Annotated in this window: 19 protein-coding genes and 2 pseudogenes; 4 read left to right on the top strand and 17 right to left on the bottom strand. The window is 39.3% G+C overall.

What is annotated here, in order from left to right; translation table 11 throughout:
• Positions 1–14 precede the first annotated feature (14 nt).
• The 7 genes from B0169_RS13405 to B0169_RS13375 form a co-directional block, all read right to left on the bottom strand.
• A complete protein-coding gene (locus B0169_RS13405; RefSeq protein WP_077286570.1) occupies positions 15–1,820 on the bottom strand; it encodes an acyl-CoA dehydrogenase in 1,806 nt (601 codons plus the stop codon).
• Positions 1,821–1,953: 133 nt separating this feature from the next.
• On the bottom strand, positions 1,954–2,715 hold the full coding sequence (locus B0169_RS13400; RefSeq protein WP_077286568.1) for an SDR family NAD(P)-dependent oxidoreductase: 762 nt from the start codon (positions 2,713–2,715) through the stop codon (positions 1,954–1,956).
• 123 nt (positions 2,716–2,838) lie between these two features.
• Entirely contained in the window at positions 2,839–3,879 is a 1,041-nt protein-coding gene (locus B0169_RS13395) for a phosphotransferase family protein (RefSeq protein WP_077286566.1), read from the bottom strand.
• A 93-nt stretch (positions 3,880–3,972) separates the two neighbouring features.
• Positions 3,973–5,184, bottom strand: coding sequence for an acyl-CoA dehydrogenase family protein (locus tag B0169_RS13390; RefSeq protein ID WP_077286564.1), 1,212 nt, complete (start codon positions 5,182–5,184; stop codon positions 3,973–3,975).
• A 27-nt stretch (positions 5,185–5,211) separates the two neighbouring features.
• The gene (locus tag B0169_RS13385; protein ID WP_077286562.1) at positions 5,212–6,336 is read right to left on the bottom strand and encodes an NADH:flavin oxidoreductase; all 1,125 of its coding nucleotides are present in this window, start codon (positions 6,334–6,336) and stop codon (positions 5,212–5,214) included.
• A gap of 157 nt (positions 6,337–6,493) precedes the next feature.
• Positions 6,494–7,264 carry an SDR family oxidoreductase gene (locus B0169_RS13380; protein ID WP_077286560.1) on the bottom strand — a complete coding sequence of 257 codons (771 nt, stop codon included), beginning with the start codon at positions 7,262–7,264 and terminating at the stop codon, positions 6,494–6,496.
• Positions 7,265–7,306: 42 nt separating this feature from the next.
• Positions 7,307–8,041: a histidine phosphatase family protein gene (locus B0169_RS13375; protein ID WP_077286558.1), complete on the bottom strand. Its 735-nt coding sequence runs from the start codon at positions 8,039–8,041 to the stop codon at positions 7,307–7,309.
• A gap of 316 nt (positions 8,042–8,357) precedes the next feature.
• Between B0169_RS13375 and B0169_RS13370 the strand changes: the two genes are divergently transcribed.
• Positions 8,358–9,263 carry a LysR family transcriptional regulator gene (locus B0169_RS13370; protein ID WP_077286556.1) on the top strand — a complete coding sequence of 302 codons (906 nt, stop codon included), beginning with the start codon at positions 8,358–8,360 and terminating at the stop codon, positions 9,261–9,263.
• 212 nt (positions 9,264–9,475) lie between these two features.
• Here the strand turns inward: B0169_RS13370 and B0169_RS13365 are convergent, their stop codons facing one another.
• The 9 genes from B0169_RS13365 to B0169_RS13335 form a co-directional block, all read right to left on the bottom strand.
• Positions 9,476–9,874, bottom strand: a complete 399-nt coding sequence (locus tag B0169_RS13365) for a hypothetical protein (RefSeq protein WP_077286554.1) — start codon at positions 9,872–9,874, stop codon at positions 9,476–9,478.
• Positions 9,875–9,970: 96 nt separating this feature from the next.
• Positions 9,971–10,339 (bottom strand): MliC family protein, encoded by a 369-nt coding sequence (locus B0169_RS13360; protein WP_077286553.1) that lies wholly within the window; start codon positions 10,337–10,339, stop codon positions 9,971–9,973.
• A gap of 235 nt (positions 10,340–10,574) precedes the next feature.
• A complete protein-coding gene (locus tag B0169_RS13355; RefSeq protein ID WP_077286552.1) occupies positions 10,575–11,006 on the bottom strand; it encodes a hypothetical protein in 432 nt (143 codons plus the stop codon).
• A gap of 93 nt (positions 11,007–11,099) precedes the next feature.
• Positions 11,100–11,987, bottom strand: coding sequence for an alpha/beta hydrolase (locus B0169_RS13350; RefSeq protein WP_077286551.1), 888 nt, complete (start codon positions 11,985–11,987; stop codon positions 11,100–11,102).
• Positions 11,988–12,786: 799 nt separating this feature from the next.
• The gene (locus B0169_RS19375) at positions 12,787–12,939 is read right to left on the bottom strand and encodes a hypothetical protein (protein WP_164474804.1); all 153 of its coding nucleotides are present in this window, start codon (positions 12,937–12,939) and stop codon (positions 12,787–12,789) included.
• Between the two features lie 120 nt (positions 12,940–13,059).
• Positions 13,060–13,596, bottom strand: coding sequence for a nucleotidyltransferase family protein (locus B0169_RS13345; protein WP_077286765.1), 537 nt, complete (start codon positions 13,594–13,596; stop codon positions 13,060–13,062).
• A 149-nt stretch (positions 13,597–13,745) separates the two neighbouring features.
• On the bottom strand, positions 13,746–13,907 hold the full coding sequence (locus tag B0169_RS19265; RefSeq protein WP_158077092.1) for a hypothetical protein: 162 nt from the start codon (positions 13,905–13,907) through the stop codon (positions 13,746–13,748).
• A gap of 102 nt (positions 13,908–14,009) precedes the next feature.
• Positions 14,010–14,927, bottom strand: coding sequence for a pyridoxamine 5'-phosphate oxidase family protein (locus tag B0169_RS13340; RefSeq protein ID WP_077286550.1), 918 nt, complete (start codon positions 14,925–14,927; stop codon positions 14,010–14,012).
• A 22-nt stretch (positions 14,928–14,949) separates the two neighbouring features.
• Positions 14,950–15,399: a VOC family protein gene (locus B0169_RS13335; RefSeq protein WP_235838570.1), complete on the bottom strand. Its 450-nt coding sequence runs from the start codon at positions 15,397–15,399 to the stop codon at positions 14,950–14,952.
• A 146-nt stretch (positions 15,400–15,545) separates the two neighbouring features.
• Here B0169_RS13335 and B0169_RS13330 point away from each other — a divergent pair, with 146 nt between their 5' ends.
• Positions 15,546–16,082, top strand: a complete 537-nt coding sequence (locus tag B0169_RS13330; RefSeq protein ID WP_077286549.1) for a TetR/AcrR family transcriptional regulator — start codon at positions 15,546–15,548, stop codon at positions 16,080–16,082.
• Positions 16,083–16,355: 273 nt separating this feature from the next.
• Here the strand turns inward: B0169_RS13330 and B0169_RS13325 are convergent.
• Positions 16,356–17,364, bottom strand: a pseudogene (locus tag B0169_RS13325) (transposase).
• Between the two features lie 122 nt (positions 17,365–17,486).
• Here B0169_RS13325 and B0169_RS19650 point away from each other — a divergent pair.
• Both B0169_RS19650 and B0169_RS19685 read left to right on the top strand, forming a co-directional pair.
• Positions 17,487–17,792 (top strand): annotated as a pseudogene (locus tag B0169_RS19650) (IS110 family transposase); the annotation flags it as partial.
• Between the two features lie 45 nt (positions 17,793–17,837).
• Positions 17,838–18,362: IS110 family transposase (locus B0169_RS19685; RefSeq protein ID WP_328589025.1), on the top strand; the 525-nt coding region annotated here is incomplete at its 3' end.

The raw sequence follows: 18,362 nt of genomic DNA, 5'->3' as shown, positions 1-18,362 counted from the left end.
CTTGTCCCGTTAAATTAAAACCATGCTGCTTTCATATCGAAACTGGTACTGTCAGTACTGTTCAGCGTTTTTTCCCAAACCGTTATCTGTGGCAGCTCAATGCGATAAAAATATTGCAATGCTTGCAATTTACCGTGATAAAAGTCTGTATCGTCTTGGTGAGGCTTTGCAGCTAAGGCTTTAGTTGCAACAATACCTTGCTTTAACCACAACCATGCAATAATAACGTGACCAAACATAGACAAATAGCTCACCGAATTAGCCAGAGCAAGATCTATATTTTTCGTCGACATATCAGTTAATACCGCTTTGGTTGTATGTTTTAGCATACTAACCGCACTGAGTAATTCATCAGAAAATTCGTTTAAACTATCAAGTTCTTGCGCTAAGGCGATGGTTTGATTAATTTCGTTCAAGGTTGCTAGGTAACCTTCCATGTTATTCATTGGCACTTTGCGGGTAATTAAATCTAATGATTGAATGCCAGTAGTTCCCTCATGAATAGCATTAAGTCGGTTATCACGATAAAACATTTCAACCGGATGCTCATTAATATAACCATGTCCCCCCATCACTTGAATAGCGTAAGAATTAGCTTTTGGACCATACTCAGACGGCCAAGTTTTGATGATCGGTGTTAAAAAGTCTAATAATGTATGCGCGTATGCTCGTTGCTCTGGCGTTGCTGCGGTTTTTTCATCGTCACTGAGCTGTGTACCATAAAGCACTAATGCCATTGCACCTTCAGCATACGATTTTTGCGCCAATAACATTCGACGAACATCGGCATGTTCAATAATGTTAACCATAGGTGAAAGTGGGTCTTTACAAGAAGGTAGTCGGCCTTGAGGACGGTTTTTAGCATAATCAAGTGAATACTGAAAACCGGCTGTTGCCAAAACGGCACCACTTGTGCCCACCATAATGCGTGCTTCATTCATCATATGAAACATATATTTAAGGCCGTGATTTTCTTCACCAACTAAATAACCCACTGAACCATTTTTTTCACCAAAACTTAACGCGGTTGAAGTTTGTGCTCGTCCGCCCATTTTATGAAATAAGCCGGCAAGGGCAACTTCGTTATCTTCGCCAATCGAACCGTCATCATTTAATAAAAACTTAGGTACGACAAATAACGAGATACCTTTGACACCTTTTGGTGCTCCTTGGATACGAGCAAGCACTAAATGAACAATGTTTTCACTTAAATCATGATCGCCACCCGAAATAAAAATTTTACTGCCAGACAAGCGATAATTACCCTCGCTGTCTTTTACGGCTTTAGTCGACAAATCACCTAAACCAGAGCCACTGCCTGGTTCAGTCATCGCCATTGTGCCCATAAAGCGGCCATCTAACATAGGTTTAACCCAAGTATCGATAAGGTCTTTACTGGCATGTGCTAACAACAAATTAGCATTGGCGGTAGTTAACATGTTGTAGCCCATTCCAACACCACCAGCAATAGTCAGATATGTCGCTGCAGCACTCGCTACGATTGGCGGTAATTGCATCCCCCCCAAGTCGTAATCAGCCATTGCAGAGCCAATACCAGACGCATTCACCGCTTCAATCGCCGGTTTAAGTTCAGGTATTAAATGCACTTTTTTACCATCGAAAGTCGGTTGATGGGTATCTAATTTTTGACGAATAGGCAAAAAGTGCTTTTCTGCAATTGCTTTTGCCGTATTAATAACTTCATTAAATGTTTGGCGATCATGGTCTTGATAGCGTGGTCGTTTTATCAATTGCTCGCTATCAAATAGTTCATAAAGCATAAATTCCAAATCACGCTCATTTATCATTGCTACAGCCATACGATTCTCTTTTTCATTTAACAGTTAAAATTTATAACTTGGGTTAGCTAGGGTATGTTGATCTTTTAGTTTACAGCGCGGTTACACTTGAAAAAGCAAGCTATCAAGCTGCTTTTTCAAAATGCACTACAGACTATGCAGCAGACACGCCACCATCAATGGCAATACATTGACCCGTCATATAAGTATTGGCAGGTGATAGCATCATCAGCATCATAGCAACAATTTCTTTCGGCTCAGCTAAGCGGTTCATTGGCGCACTGCGCCCCATTTTGCTTTGTTTTTCTTCATCTGCAAAATTAGTCACCATAGGCGTTAAGGTAAAAAATGGACAAATAGCGTTAATACGAATATTACTGCGGCCATACTCAACGGCACCTGTTTTAGTTAAACCAATCACCGCATGCTTAGCCATTGAGTAAGCACTACCACGTGGTGCGCCACCTAAGCCAGCCATAGAACTGACATTGAGAATAATGCCCTCACCTTGAGTTAACATTTGCTGTATTTGATGACGCATACCAAATTGTACACCTTTAACATTAATGGCAAATTGCATGTCCATAATGCTTTCATCAATATCGTGTAATGGCATAAATTCATGCGCGATTCCGGCATTGTTAACACCGATATCAACACGGCCAAAGGCTTCAATAGCTTTATCAACCATGGCTTTGCATTGTTCATTTTGCGAAACATCACATTGCATAGCGAATACTTCGGCGCCGGTAGCAGCAATGCCATCAGCAACTTTATGTACACCTGCTTCATTAATATCGCTGATCACTAACTTAGCGCCACGCTTGGCCAGCTCTTCAGCGAGTAATTGACCAAAACCTTGAGCTGCGCCGGTGATCACAGCCACTTTACCGGTAAAATCTAACAATGGATCCATGAGCTATTTCCTTTAAATAAAAGTTGTCTATTATTGTTGTAATACTTTTTATATGTTGATTAATTTTCTTTACTTACTGCACTAACTTCATTGCTTCCAACTTATTGTTTTAGTGTTGGTAAACTAAGCTTTATGCTCTTGAGCTATTATTTCTAGCGCCATTAACGCAAGTGGCTCGACAAAAGCACCCACTTTATCAGCGTTTGCATTTGAGGCATTACCTTGTGATGCTCTTTTTGCAACCCCTTGTACAATGGCAGCCAAACGGAAAAAGCTAAAACACAGATAAAAGGACCAATTATCGATACTATCGATATTCATACGTTGACAATATTTCGCAACATATTCAGCTTCGGTTGGAATACCTAAACTGTTACGGTCAATACCTTTTAAGCCATCAATACTGCCCAAACCTTGTGGCATACGCAGACCCATGCATTGGTAAGCTAAATCAGCAAACGGGTGCCCTAATGTTGATAGTTCCCAATCTAAAATGGCGATAATTTCCGGCTTATCTTTGGCAAACATAATATTGTCTAATCGGTAGTCACCATGAACTAAACACACCCGACCATCATCTTCAGGCAAATGGGTTTCTAACCACTGACCTAATTTATCCATGGCGGGTATAACCTGTAGCTCAGACGCTTTATACTGCGCTAGCCAACGGTCTAGTTGACGGGAAAAATAGTTGCCCATCTTGCCGTAACTGCTTAAACCCACGGCTTCAATGTCAACACTATGTAAGGCAACAAGCGCCTTATTCATCGCGTCATACATTTTTGTTCGTTGCGCGTTATCATCAATTTCGCTCAGTGAGGCGTGCCAATAAATACTGCCATCACAAAATTCCATTACATAGAACATTGAACCAATAACGGCGATGTCTTCACACAAGTGATAAACCTGTGCGACTGGCACATCTGTGTTTTTCAGCGCCTTTAATACCCGGTACTCACGATCAACAGCATGTGCCGACTTCAAAAGTTTACCTGGGGGTTGGCGACGTAATACATAGGTGCCTGATTGCGCTAAAACTTTATAAGTAGGATTGGATTGTCCACCGCTAAATTTTTCTAAGCTCATTGGCCCTTGAAAACCATCAAGGTGTTGTTCGAGATAAATCGTTAATGCGTTAATATCAATAGATGAGGCATTTGACATTGGTTCACTACTCTTAATAACATGAAATTAACGACAAGCTACCCTGCTTGTCGCGATGTAGTCTCTGTAAAGTGATAACCACAAGGTCATCACTTACTCGGCTTTTTGTTTGACCAGATCTCGACCTAATTGCATCATATGCACTTGATCAGGACCATCAGCGAGACGTAAGGTTCTTTGCCCTGCGTAAGCATGAGCCAAAAAGGTATCTTGGCTGACACCAACAGCGCCATGACACTGGATAGCGCGGTCTAAAACATCAAGTGACATATTTGGCGCAACAATTTTTATCATCGCAATTAAATCTCTTGCCGCTTTATTGCCTTCAGTATCCATTTTTTGCGCCGCTTTTAAGGTCATTAAACGCGCTTGTTCAATCTGACATGCTGATAGTGCAATATCTTCACGAACCGATTGTTGCTTGATCATTGGACGACCAAAAACAATACGTTCATTAACCCGTCTACACATTAAATCAAGTGCACGTTGAGCAACACCAATTGAGCGCATACAGTGATGAATACGTCCAGGACCTAATCGACCTTGTGCAATTTCAAAGCCTTTACCTTCACCAAGAATTATGTTTTCAACCGGTACTCGGACATTTTCAAAAGTAACTTCTGCATGACCTTCTGGTGCATCGTTATAACCAAACACTTGCATTGGGCGGACCATAGTAACCCCAGGTGTATTCATTGGCACTAACACTTGAGATTGTTGAATATAACGATTGCTATTGCCAGGGTCTGTTTTGCCCATCACAATCATCACTTCACATTGCTTACGACAGGCACCACTAATATAAAACTTACGACCGTTGATAACATATTCATCGCCATCACGTTCTATGCGTAACTCGATATTTGTTGCGTCACTAGAAGCAACTTCTGGCTCTGTCATGGCAAAAGCAGAGCGAATTTTTCCTTCAAGCAATGGCTCTAACCATTGTTTTTTCTGCGCTTCATTGCCATATTTAGCCAATACTTCCATATTGCCTGTATCTGGCGCCGCGCAGTTAAACACTTCCGGTCCCCACATCACTTTACCCATAATTTCGGCTAATGGCGCGTATTCAAGATTGGTCAAGCCAGCACTGTATTTTCCGTAAGCAACAGGTAGAAATAAATTCCATAAGCCTGCAGCTTTTGCTTTTGCTTTTAACGCTTCTAATAATGGTGGTGTTGTCCATTGGTCTTTAGCAACAAGATCATGCATTTCTTGTTCAACAGGAAAAACATGTGTATCCATAAAATCAGAAACTTGCTTAATAAGCGCCTGAACTTTTTCGCTATATTCGAAATTCATAGGGTATTCCTTATTTAATCTGGCTAATTAACTTAATGACATGAGTGACTTTTTAGTAAAAGGCTTAATTTCTTCAATAGCATCAACCGCAATTTTATTAACCCAATCAGGGTCAACTAGCAAAGCGCGGCCAATGGCAACTAAATCAAACTCGTTATTACCTAAACGCTCAAGCAATTCATCGATGCCTGTTGGGTTCGATGTGCCTGATAAATCTTTATTTCCTTCGCCAATAAAGTCAGCATCAAGGCCTACATTACCGACAGTAATCACAGGTTTATCGGTCAATTTTTTCGTCCAGCCGGCAAGATTTAATGCCGAGCCTTCAAATTCACTGACCCAAAAGCGACGTGTACTAGCATGAAAAACATCAACACCGGCATCGCTGAGCAAGTTTAAGAAACGCTCTAATTCTTCAGGTGTTTGACAAAGTTTGGCGCTGTAATCTTGTTGTTTCCACTGAGAAAATCTGAAAATAATAGTAAAGTCATCGCCCACTGCTGCACGAATAGCTTGGACAATTTCAACACCAAAACGGGTACGGTTTTCTAACGATCCACCGTATTTATCATCACGTTGGTTAGTGCCTTCCCAGAAGAACTGGTCGACTAAATAGCCATGAGCACCGTGTACTTCAATAGCGTCAAAACCAATGTTTTTAGCATCAAGTGCCGCTTGTGCAAACGAGGCAACAACTTCATCAATATCGGCTTGCGACATAGCAACGCCATTTTCAGCCCCTGGTTTAAATAAGCCAGAAGGACTATATGCTGGTACGTCTTTATCAGGACCTACCCCTAGTTTTCTTACCGAGCCTACATGCCATAGTTGTGGCGCGATTTTACCGCCAGCAGCATGAACCTCATCAACAACATGTTTCCAACCCGCTAACGCATCATCACCATAAATAGCCGGTACATTCTCATAACCGTTAGCCGCTTTATGCGAGATAAAAGTCCCTTCAGTGATGATAAGGCCAACATTACCCTCAGCACGACGACGATAGTAAGCTGCAACCTCTTTGGTTGGCACATTATTTGGAGAAAATGCCCTGGTCATTGGTGCCATTACAGTTTTATTCTTTAAGGTTAATGACTTAACCGAAAATGGCTGAAATAATGCTGCTGCGTTGTTGCTGTTAGTTGTGCTCATAAATGTTGTCTCAATAAATTGTAATGCGTTTCACTGTTTGTCATACCAAACACAAGATTGAATTGCTCACTAAGCAAAAACGCTGTCTTGCGTTTGGTATTATTGTTATTAACTTAAGTAATACAAAGTACACCAATAAAACTTAAGCTTTAGCGGCTTAGCCAATAAGGTAGCCGCCATCAACGTTAATAGCAGTACCTGTTGTATAGCTAGAAGCATCTGATGCTAAGTACAATACGGTACCGGCCATTTCATCTGGCTTTGCCACACGTTTCATCGGCACGTGTGCCATAGCTTGCTCTAAAATTTTAGGGTTATTAACTAACGTAGAGGCAAATTTAGTATCTGTGGCGCCTGGTAATAAGGCATTAACACGAATATTAAATTGCGCGCACTCTTTAGCAAACGCTTTTGTCATCGAAATAACTGCCGCTTTGGTGATCGAATATATCCCTTGAAAATCACCAGGAATAACACCGTTAACAGATGCAACATTAACAATAGCGCCACCACCGTTGGTTTTCATTAACTTGGCACCTAAGGTCGACATAAAGAAATAGCCACGAATATTGACATCAACCGTTTTCTCATAAGCGCTTAAGTCAGTATCTAAGATATGACCAAAATATGGATTAGCAGCCGCATTGTTCACCAGAATATCAAGCTTGCCATGTTGCTCGCTAATTGATGAGAAAATAGCCTCAATTTGCGCCATGTCACCAATATGACAGGCAATAGCTTGCGCACTACCACCGGCTTTGATTATGTCGTCAACAACCGCTTGGCAACCTTCAACTTTTCGACTTGAAACAATTACGTGTGCGCCATGTTGAGCAAGTAACTTAGTAATGCCTTCGCCTATGCCACGGCTAGCACCAGTAACTAATGCGACTTTTCCTGATAAATCAAATAAATTGCCATTATTCATTTTATTTCCTACTTAAGTTTTAGTTAATTTTTTAACAAGCGCTTACCTAAACGTTACCCAGTCATCGCCTGCTTGCTCTAAATGACTATAATTATTTAAATAGTCTACGCTCAACAAGTTCTCTGAAAACAACAGTTTGGTAACACTGGTATTTCTCGCTTGCTGATTAATCTCTAATGCTTGTTGATCGTTTAATTTTAAAATGTGCTGAACGATCACCGATATTGTGCCGCCAGAGGTAAACACTAGAATGTCTTTAGACTGTTTAGCTTTACTACCATCGGCTTTAAATTGACGCTTGTTGGCTAACTCTTGTGCAATAATGTCTTGTAATGCCCTTATACAGCGGGCTTTAAATTGCTGCCAACTTTCTTTATATTCTTCATCTTTATCGCCGGAAACCCAACGATTAAGTGCGTTAGAAAACTCTTTTTGAAAGGTCTTATTTGGGTTTTTCAGCTGTTTTATTTCGTCGCTCATTTTGGCAAGATTCTGCCACTGTGCGTGATAATTTTTCAAAATATCAACATGATCAAATTCGTTAAAACCTGAATGTATAATTGTCGGTGTTGCCGAGCCTTGATAGCCCTCATTAAAACTAGACAATGTTTGACTGTGACGGAGTAAATCACCGCAATAAAATTTACATGGCGTTGCTCTTGAACGCCAGTATTGACCTAGTAACGCCGCCTGTTGCCAGCCTTTATCAGACAACTGGTCATAGTCAGCACTGCCAAATGAGGCTTGCCCATGTCTGATTAAATAAATTGCCGCCATATTAGCACTCAACCTTAAGGTAGGTTTGCAGGTTTAACGAAGCTGTTAATGCAGTCTCAATAGCGTCGTTGCTTAACTGAGTGTTTGCTAAATTTTTTCGGTTATAAACGACCACATTAACTCCTATTCTTTTATGTCAATCATGCGCATTTTAAAATAGTACTGCGCTATATCGAATGTACTTGACTATGCTAAGCCGAGCATCTAAATTAAACAAATGAATAGTTCTAATACCCTACTATTGATATATTAAATAGTATAAATAATGTAATTTAATGGTTATTTACCGCTATAGTAAGTCAGCAATGGAGTGAAGATGAAAATTGATTTAAATTTGTTTGTAGTTTTCGATGCAATATATTGTGAAGGCAATATTACTAAAGCCGCATCAGTACTGAATTTATCGCAACCAGCCGTCAGTCACTCATTAGGTAAGCTGCGTAGCTATTTCGATGATGCTTTGTTTATTAGACAAGGTAACGAAATGAGGCCAACACCTGTTGCAAAAAATGTTATTGATGATGTGAGAGAAGCATTGCATCAGCTGCAAGTATGCTTAGTGCAATCTCGTCAATTTGAACCATTAACTTCTCGGAAAAACTTCTCTCTTTCATTGCATGGCTCATTAGAACCTTATTATTTACCGATACTACAAGAAAGCTTATCTGTTGAATCTCCAGCCATTAATTTACGAAGTAATAGACGCGTTCGACGCAGTGAGCTTGAAAATAAATTAGCCAGCGGTGATATTGATCTCGCAATTGATGCGTTAATCCCAGTAAGTAATAATATTTTGCATACCCAATTGGAGCTAGATCAACTGGTAGTGGTGGCGCGTAAAAACCACCCTGCACTTAACGGTAAACTCGACTTAGACACATACCTTCGACTTGAACATATATTAGTTTCATCTCGTTCAACAGGACCTGGCTTAGAAGATTTTGAACTTTCTCGTATTGGCCTACATCGTAAAATATCCTTACGCTGTCAACATGCTTTATCAGCCTGTCGCGTCTTGATAAGTAATGATATGTTGCTGACATTACCCAAAACCGCAGCAGAAATGTACGCAGATATGCTTGATATTGCCATTTACAAAATGCCCGTTGAATTACCCGATATCGATGTTCATTTATACTGGCATGTTAATGTTGATAAAGAGCCAGCAAATAAATGGTTAAGAAATAAAATGATTATGGCTGCCTCAAATACAAAAAATTAGCCTTAAAAATTAAGGCTAATATCATTTTATCACTCCCGATAGCAGCACTAATAAATAAGCTCAATTGGCATTGCTAAACCACCTTGTTAGCCCCGTTTTGCCATATATTTACTGGCAACTTGTTCATTTGCTTGTCATTGTTGGCTGAAATTACGTTATTGTCGTATTTTATACGAGATTATTTTGAGGCTTTGTGGCTATGCAGGCCATTTTTATTTGACCACAACATCAACTTTAACTTCATAGTGCTCTTCGTTGACATTATATTTGTTACCAAAATACAGTATTGCCTCACCTTGTTTGTGGGCAATTAAATGACACACTGTGCCACCAAATAGTACCCCGGGTTCACGAAATGGTACGATACTTCTCGCGGCTTTGCAGTCTATGCTCGCAATATTTGCTGACGATGAGATCACCCAAGGGTAATAACCCCAGTACCCTGGAAAACCATTACCAACAGCTAACAATTCAAGTGTTTGCCCTGTATTAACATTTATTACTTGTCCATCAGTTGTCTTTTCAACTTCAGTTAGGTAACTGTATCTAGCACCAGCGCAGCCCTGTAAAAAATAAGTCAGCAAGAGAATACCAAGTAGGTTAGTTTTCATTTTTTCACCTTTGAAAAGCTATAACATGACTAAATTATTGGCTTAAATCACCCTATACACAAAAATTAAATGTTATCAAAGTTTGCTTTTAAGCCATCATATGAAGTACTCAGTACAAGATTCAATAACTTGAGCTGAACCACCGTCAGTAAGGTGGCGAAACAGTGTGCCCTTCGCACCAGCCCCCCTACCCTTAGTCCACCACTCAATATCATTCGTAATATAGCGTGAACCGCTAGCAGAAATTGCTGCGCTCATTTTATAATGACTGCCTTGGTATTGCAGCAAAATAGTCTCTGTTGATTGATAATTAACCACAATTTTTTCACCGCTTTGACATTGATAATTGTGCGCTGTATTACCTAGCGCTGCAGATGTTTTACTTTCAGCTTTTATTTGTAATGGTTTTACACAAGCAAATAAAAGCAAAGTTAATACCATTATTAATAAAGCATTTTTTTTCATATTAATATTTTTTATTGTCAGCAAGTGGCTATTTAACTAACGATTTATCGAGCAAATAGCTATGTAGCTATGTAGCTATGTAGTTAAATTGACAAACTTACGGCTTATTATTTTTTACGCTTCGAAGCGATAACGGCGATGATTATAATAATAATGATTACGACGACACCGCCAGTTACTGAACTATTCATGATGACTTTCCCTGCTTTATTTTATTATTAATAATGTTGATAAATTACCTCATATTAGCAATCTTAGTCCACTGCTGTTTCAAACCAATCAAATGAAAAGCGGCGTATATTAAGCAAATTATTGAGCTCCACAACCAAAACTCTGGCGAACGCCCCATGGGGGTATTAATCAAAAATAAACCGATAATGCCACGTGTTAAATAAATTAATGTAATTAAACTTAATACTGAGCGCATAAAAGGTAAGCGATAAAAAACACCCGCCGCAGAAAATGCATACAGTGACCAAATAACGAGTACAACAACAATGCCACTTGTGATCAGCGTTGGCTGAATACTACCTTGCTCCGCTAGTATTGCCATGTGTTCGCCAGCACCGAAAAAGCGATACCAAGGTGCGCCAAAATATATACAAGCTAAGTGCAACATTGCAGCAGTCGCACTGAAAGCGCCGGCAATAATTAAAAAAACATTCATCTACTGATAAACCTTATAATGTAGCAAACATGCTTATTGCCGCTAACGTATTAAACATTACTAACAAGCTAAATAATTGCCAGACAGCACTCTCTAACGTTTAAATAACCAATATAAACCTTGAATTGCCGTTGTTGGAAAAGCCGTTTCATGATTTGCCTCTTGTACAGTTAATAATTTGACTTCGGTATGAGGGAACAGTGCTGGCGATATTTTTAATTTCAGTGCATTAGCGCCTTTAACCATGTCATGGTTTGGAGAATCAAGCTCCTTGGTTTCATTAGCTCCAACACCAATAAAAACTTTATGTTTGTTTAGGTTAAGTGTGGTTTTAATTTTAAGAATATCATTATCTTTAAACCATACCGATGGACTACCTAAAACATAATTATTAAACATGGTTGGTTTTGTTAATAGTATATAAGCCCCAAATAACCCACCAAGTGAGTTTCCGACAAATGTTCTCGATTTACTGACTCTGTAGTTATTTTCGAGATATGAAAAAACTGATTTTTCAATAAACTCGCTATGCGCTTTGGCTTCTCCTGTAGGGTATTTCCAGCTTACATCTTTGCTATGCGTAAAGTCGCGTACACGACTAGAATGGCCCCCTGAGCCTTTTGAATAGGATATTGCCACGATAATAGCTTCTTGCATTTTTCCGGTATTCATCGGAAATCGAGTAGCACCTGAGATCAATTGAAAACTATATGGCGCATCGGTTAAATAAATAACCGGATATACCTTATCAGGATTATGTTGGTACGAACGCGGCAATTTGATAAAAATTGGATAAACTCTAGCTGAATGTGGATCTTTAATGTCAACGACACGACTTCGCGGTATTTCAAAGGCATTAACCGTGTTTAAATGCCGGCTTGGTGAATTCATGTTTTGTGAATGAGTGCTCTGAGCATTAGCGCCTTGCACTGCACTAATAAAAAAACAGATAAAAAGACAGATAAAAACAATTAACTTCATTCAAACTCCACTATTCCATATAAGACTAAAGCAATTAACGTTAGGGATAACGCTCGGTTATTGCCAACGACACGTTAAGGTGCACTTTCATCGCGACCAAGCGACAACTAATTCAGCAGATACTCTTCAGGCATATTATCACCTTTAAACTAAATACAGCACACTAGTTGCTCTGTTTTTAAAATACCGAACAGCTTGAATAAAAACAAATAATTACCTAGATAAGAAAAAAAAGTACATGCTTTACTCTACGTTTGCTGCTTTTTATTTTACGACTTTTACCTTCAACGAATGGAATAGAGAGGCAAATAAGAAAGTAGTGAATAACAAAAGCGAGCAAAGCAGTTTTATCCCTATGCTCTCATGCTCTATGAATTCATTTAAAATTTCGGATAAAAGTATCCACCCAACTAAATAACCTGAACTCTGGATAATGAGTGCTTGATATTCAAGTGAATAAGGTACTTAGGTGGCAAAGTAAATGCTATAGCAAGGTGAACATCACTAATAGATATCATCAATGATTCAATTTATGCCATTTCCAATGGCAAAACGTTTATCAATAGCGCGCTATTTATCGACGTTTTAACGCAGATAATTGCTTAAAAGGGAGGATTGAGCAAGTGCTGCTTATCCAGAGTTCAGGTTAAATAGTAACTATGTATGCTGCTGTATGCTGCTCACGAAAACTCCTTGTATACATGACGCCCTAATATGCTGGCGAAACGAGCCCAGCGAGTTAAGGTCGGTATAACTGGTTTGTTATATTGCGACTGGCCTATGAAGTAAAATACAACCATCAACTTGACTTAAAGTCTTGATTTAGAACATCAAGTTCTTTAAGTCTTTTTTCAAGCTTATCAATTTTGGACATTGATATAACCCCAAAAACAAAGCCTATGACTCCCATAGACATACCTGTAATACCAAATATAAAACCTAAATTTTCCATGTCTTTAGTTCCTCTTATGGTTGACTCAATTACTGGGTGTCCTTTAGTTTTTTGGTTTTTTTTTGAAACATGTAGTGGAACGTAAGTTTCAGGACTTGCACTCCACCTAAGGGCCTGTTGTTATAGCGCGACTTTTAGATTGCCCCATTTAGAAAGCCAGCCTTTTGAGTTTACACGGTGGTCGAATATAGACCTCAAGCGCTTTGGGTTATACGTTATTTTTAAGTTGAACAGTGAATCATATCCAAAAGCAGAAATACATTCTAAATTACCATTGGATAATTTACGAATACCTATCGCCGTTTCCTTTTCAGGCCAATAGCTCATAGCATCTAATGAACTCTTATAGGGCTTATCATTGTTTCGTATATGCATTAATGCTTGATTTCTAACTTGCCAATTTAATTTTGGCAGCATCACTTTAAGTCTTAATTCATACTCTTGAAATGCTTCAGGGTTTGATTCAGTTGAATCAAAGTAAATAACATCAACGTCATTTAACATTGTTGGCTCTGATTTTTGATGCAAACTATCCCAAATGAGATTACGAACAAATCCAGCAGCTAAATAGCATTGAGGTAAGTCAAGTAAGCGTACACATTCTAATGCAGTCAAACGTAACTCATCTAGCTCAATTAGTTCGATAATCTTGTTCATATGCTCCATGCGCTATAACGCTTCATTAACAAGCGAGTTTAGGCTTGCTAAACTTTGGTGACGAAAGAACTCGAATTTGAGGTGGGTGTCCTTTATATTTTTATATTTAACGGGAATAAGGCACATATGTGTTAGTTTACCGATGGCTCTTACTTTGCATCTTTTTCTGATGGATTGTTAAAACCACCCGGAGCATTGTCTACGACCTCTGCCACAATACCAATTATAAACATTGCAACAACAGTAACACCAAGAACAACCCAAAAGCTATAAAATAACATGCCACCCACTTTAAATGCCAGAAAGTACACCGGAGTTTTGATTCACTCCCCAAAATATGCGCCATTTAAGTCTTTGAAAATTAAGGTGGGCAGAAATTAAGGTGGGTGTATCTTTTATTTTTCATACAGGGATTAATCTCTTTGTAAATAAGCAAGTCCATTGTGCAGAATATCTAGTTTCAGTGGCGTAAAACGAAGTGTACGTACTGAATTAGTTTTTTCATTGGAGTCTGTTTGTCCGTTGTCATCCCACAGGATTTCACTGGAAACGATGAGCTGTAAAAGGTGTCCGTTTTGCCAATCAAAAAATAACAAACTAGCGATTGGGTTATGCAGGAGATTTCCGATGGTATTAAAGAACCCATTTCCGTAATATTCTTCTACTAACAATTGTCCTTTCTCATTCACTTTTACAAAGCCAGCTTCGCCGCCTCGGTGGGACATATCCACACCACGATTACGCAGCGCTTCACCATCATCAAAACTGCTGGCAATGAAAAAAGTATCGGCTTGAGTTATTAATTGTTTATCCGTCGCATCTAATACTGAACGTGTGGTCGTAGAAAACTCACCGTAAGCGACATTAGTTTTAAATGTTTTGTCTTGGATGTATTTAGGACAATTACCAAAGCTTTGTAATACGTTAATGGTGATATTTTTTTGACTAATATCTGCAACCACCGCATTTAAACGATTACGCCGTTTAGTATCAAATTCAACGCCAACTAGACCAACTTTATCCCCTACTTCGAGATCCTGATGAATAAAGTCTCCCATGGTATTTTGTGTATTGATCACCAATGAAGTGTCAGAAGGCGAATGGATAAAACCCGGTTCGCCAAATAAAACACTCGCACGAGATTGTGAATGACGAGCTGTATAGCCAATGAATATCATGGACAAGTTAGCAAAATAGTCTCGATGTTGTTCCGGCATAAAGTCGCGAATAAAACGAGGCCCAATATCTGCCATGCGTTTATCCGTACCAACACGTTTTTGAATGGTTAATTCGCCTTGATGCCAGCTCGGTACCTGTTCATTAATCATCATTATCTCCTAGGAATTAATGATATTAAGCATTAATCAGTTCAAGTCTAATGCCACCTGGAATGTAACACATCATATGGTGGATCCCTGTGTCACCTAATGGCTCTGGTGCAAACTCAATCTGTACATCATCAAGTTTCAGGAACTTTGCATGCAAGGCTTGTAATTCTTCTAGGTTGCTCACTCTCAGTGCAAAGTGATGTAACCCCACATTGTTTTGGCGATTAAAAGCAACCATGTTGTCAGCATCTTTAGCTTGCCATAGCGTTAACATAATAGAGCCATCAGAAACAAAAATAGCTGGATAAGCTGGTTTTTCACCTACTTTTTCAAAGTTAAGTTGCTCAATAAAAAAATCAACGGCTTGTTGTAAATTAGGTACGGTTAAACCTAAATGATGGATGCCTGCTGTGGTGATTGCTTGTTCGTTACTGTTGGTACTGGCTATTGTGCTGCACATAATAATAAATCTCATTGAATAATACGAATCAGGTGAACAAATCTGTTCACTCCTATTTTTACTATAGGTGAACAGCTCTGTTTACGTCAAGTGTAATTTTGTTATAATCTGATTTTTATACAGAGTGATTTCAGCATTAATCCAAATAAAGGCCGCTCAATATGCAACCAAGAAAGCAACATTTAATCGAAACCGCATTAACGTTATTTAATGAAAAAGGCTACCACGCCACGGGTATCGATTTGATTTTGGCTGAATCTAAAGTGTCTAAGGCAACCTTATATAAACACTTCCGCAGTAAAGACGAACTTATTTTAGCGGCGTTAGCATTACAGCATGAGCACGTGCTAGAGATGATTAAAAATAAAATAGAAAATGCAAAGCAAGGTGATCCTTTACGTGTTTTAGCTATGTTTGATGGATTGCATGCATGGTTTAATAGCAAGAGTTTTTACGGCTGTAATTTTATTAATGCCAGTGCTGAATATGCCGACTCTAATGATCCTATCCATGTTTATGCAGCTGAGCATAAACAATCAATTGTTGACCTTGTACAAACTGAATTACAACCAGAAGATAAACATAAAGCAGAGCAAATTGATTTATTAGTAGGTGGTGCCATTGTGATGGCACATACACGCGGCATTAAAGATGCCGCTTTGATAGCAAAAGAAATGGCACGAGCTCTTTTAAAATAGTAAAACCATAAAACGGGCCAATTCAGGTGTGTATTGAGGAAATAAATCAGACACCCATTTTAAATAATACGTCCAATATAAACAGGAAAAGTTTAACCTTAATGCACGCAATCGTGTTTTTATCGTCTGTTGAGGTTCTCGCACTATGAATTCTATCAATTAAACCTCATATGACCCAAAAAATTTATTCTGAAGGCATGTTTGGTCCGGCGTAATGACAAATACACTGTTTAAAATGGAGTGCTCTATTGAGTTTACTTAGGCTAAACGCTTTTACGCAAATAGCTTATTACAATGACTTAAATTCTGTCGTCGTTTGAAGTGTTGATGTTCGCAAAAATCAGTTAACGCCGCTTCTCGGCCCACTGCACCATGAAATTGTGTTCTAAATTCGGTGGTAATAATCAACCAGTGCGCTGCTGATATATTTAAGCGTTTTAGTATCTCTGGTTGGCTTTGCTCGATAAAGCCATGTTTCTCTTCACGGATACTACGCCCAGTGATATCAATGAGTTGCAAATAGTCTGTTAGGTCAAACGGTAGGCCTTTTGGCATATCTTCTCTTGGGTTACCAACAAAAGGCATCAGTGTGTTTGGCTGGTTGCTGATATTGTCGGTTTTATTGGCTTTATGATGGGTTTTCTCACTTGCTTTTGTTTGCTCACAGCGCAGTTTAACGCTGGTGTGGTTTGAACTCTCTGGCGTGTCAGCGATATTGGCGCGAACAGGGTTTAAGTCAACATAAGCCATACAAGCCACTAGCGCTGTTTCATCCAACAGTGCTTGGGATTTAAATCGCCCTTCCCAAAACCGGCCTTTGCAATCATCTTCTTGATTCGCCTGACGTGCTATTTTTTCATTGATTTCACGCATAAACCAACTGATGTCAATAAGGCGTTGGCGATATATATCAGCCGTAGTATTTACCATATCCAGTAGTGGCTCTACGAGCGTATCGCCATTCAGGTATTGCTGCGTTAATAGTGTGCCTTTGTGTAACCGATGCCAGCGCTCAAGTACCTCATTCATACTCCATTGCTTGGCTTTGTCTTCATCAACAAATAGCACGACATGACAATGATTGCTCATAAGCGCACATTTCAATAGCAAAAACCGTGGTGAGGAAATGTAATTTATCTTCTATCCACCCTCGCCGATGTTCAAAGCTTTGCCCTGAGTGCTTATCTTCACCGCATAAAAAGGCACGCCTGACACAGCGAGTCATACAGTGATAGTAAGGTGTATCTGCTAAACTAATTTGTTGCTTTCTGGGGCTAGTCATCACGTATCTGATATAAATGAGAAAAGGTCATTTGAGCTTAGTACACAGACTAGGTTAGTTCAATTTAGGATGGGTGTCCTTTATATTTTTTAAAACAGAAATATAATGGACAACAAGTTGCGGTCGCCTGTGAATTAAAAAAAGGCCCTTTAATTTACGCATTAAGTAAATTTAAGCACATTGTTTTATTTACCATCAATCCTTCAACCGTCGCCAAATACCGAAAGGCATTTACACACAGTGGCGCTAAAGATGACCCGACAGATGCCGCAATCCAGTTAGAAATATTGCAGCAACACATGTCAAAACTTAACGTTATCATGCCAGATACACAGAGTATCAGGTCGTTGGCTCAGCTGGTTGAATATCGTCGAAAGCTCGTGCAAGACCGAGTTGATTTAACCAACAGACTGAGCACGACACTTAAGAACTATTACCCTCAGGTCCTTGATTGGTTTAATGAAAAAGACAGTATGATATTTTGCGACTTCCTGTTGCGTTGGCCATCACTAGCGAAAGTTAAACGCGCAAGAAAACAAACATTACATGATTTTTTTAACCTACATAACGCCCGTTATCCTAACGTAAATGAAAAGCGTATTGATGACATTAAACACGCTGAGTCTTTAACAAGCGACAACGCTATCATCGGCCCCAACTTGTTATTGGTTGAATGCTTGGTGGGTCAACTCAAACAGCTAATGCTATCCATCGAACGTTTCGACCATGAGATAAAATCAATTTATAAACAACATAGCGACCGATTTATATTTGATAGTTTGCCAGGGGCTGGTCCGCAAATGGCACCAAGATTACTAGCCGCGATGGGCTCAAACCGTGAGCGTTATCAATCGAGTGAAGAAGTACAAAAATATGCGGGTATTGCACCAGTAACAGAACGCAGTGGCAAAAAAGAATGGATACATTGGCGCTACTCATGCACCACATTTTTACGGCAGACATTTGTTGAATGGGCAGGTCAATCGGTGCGTTATTCG

It is taken from the genome of Cognaticolwellia aestuarii, from assembly GCF_002000025.1.
GTDB classification, from domain to species: domain Bacteria; phylum Pseudomonadota; class Gammaproteobacteria; order Enterobacterales; family Alteromonadaceae; genus Cognaticolwellia; species Cognaticolwellia aestuarii.
The sequence above is the reverse complement of the archived record's forward strand: the minus strand, read 5'-3'. Positions and strand labels throughout refer to the sequence as shown.

Excerpts from the sequence above, each read along its gene's own strand:
- B0169_RS13360 (WP_077286553.1), bottom strand. The coding sequence starts at position 10,339 with ATGAAAAAAAATGCTTTATTAATAATGGTATTAACTTTGCTTTTATTT.
- B0169_RS13385 (WP_077286562.1), bottom strand. The coding sequence starts at position 6,336 with ATGAGCACAACTAACAGCAACAACGCAGCAGCATTATTTCAGCCATTT.
- B0169_RS13380 (WP_077286560.1), bottom strand. The coding sequence starts at position 7,264 with ATGAATAATGGCAATTTATTTGATTTATCAGGAAAAGTCGCATTAGTT.
- B0169_RS13335 (WP_235838570.1), bottom strand. The coding sequence starts at position 15,399 with ATGAGATTTATTATTATGTGCAGCACAATAGCCAGTACCAACAGTAAC.
- B0169_RS13375 (WP_077286558.1), bottom strand. The coding sequence starts at position 8,041 with ATGGCGGCAATTTATTTAATCAGACATGGGCAAGCCTCATTTGGCAGT.
- B0169_RS13400 (WP_077286568.1), bottom strand. The coding sequence starts at position 2,715 with ATGGATCCATTGTTAGATTTTACCGGTAAAGTGGCTGTGATCACCGGC.
- B0169_RS13395 (WP_077286566.1), bottom strand. The coding sequence starts at position 3,879 with ATGTCAAATGCCTCATCTATTGATATTAACGCATTAACGATTTATCTC.
- B0169_RS13350 (WP_077286551.1), bottom strand. The coding sequence starts at position 11,987 with ATGAAGTTAATTGTTTTTATCTGTCTTTTTATCTGTTTTTTTATTAGT.
- B0169_RS19375 (WP_164474804.1), bottom strand. The coding sequence starts at position 12,939 with ATGGAAAATTTAGGTTTTATATTTGGTATTACAGGTATGTCTATGGGA.
- B0169_RS13340 (WP_077286550.1), bottom strand. The coding sequence starts at position 14,927 with ATGATGATTAATGAACAGGTACCGAGCTGGCATCAAGGCGAATTAACC.
- B0169_RS13330 (WP_077286549.1), top strand. The coding sequence starts at position 15,546 with ATGCAACCAAGAAAGCAACATTTAATCGAAACCGCATTAACGTTATTT.
- B0169_RS13355 (WP_077286552.1), bottom strand. The coding sequence starts at position 11,006 with ATGAATGTTTTTTTAATTATTGCCGGCGCTTTCAGTGCGACTGCTGCA.
- B0169_RS13405 (WP_077286570.1), bottom strand. The coding sequence starts at position 1,820 with ATGGCTGTAGCAATGATAAATGAGCGTGATTTGGAATTTATGCTTTAT.
- B0169_RS13370 (WP_077286556.1), top strand. The coding sequence starts at position 8,358 with ATGAAAATTGATTTAAATTTGTTTGTAGTTTTCGATGCAATATATTGT.
- B0169_RS13365 (WP_077286554.1), bottom strand. The coding sequence starts at position 9,874 with ATGAAAACTAACCTACTTGGTATTCTCTTGCTGACTTATTTTTTACAG.
- B0169_RS13390 (WP_077286564.1), bottom strand. The coding sequence starts at position 5,184 with ATGAATTTCGAATATAGCGAAAAAGTTCAGGCGCTTATTAAGCAAGTT.
- B0169_RS13345 (WP_077286765.1), bottom strand. The coding sequence starts at position 13,596 with ATGAACAAGATTATCGAACTAATTGAGCTAGATGAGTTACGTTTGACT.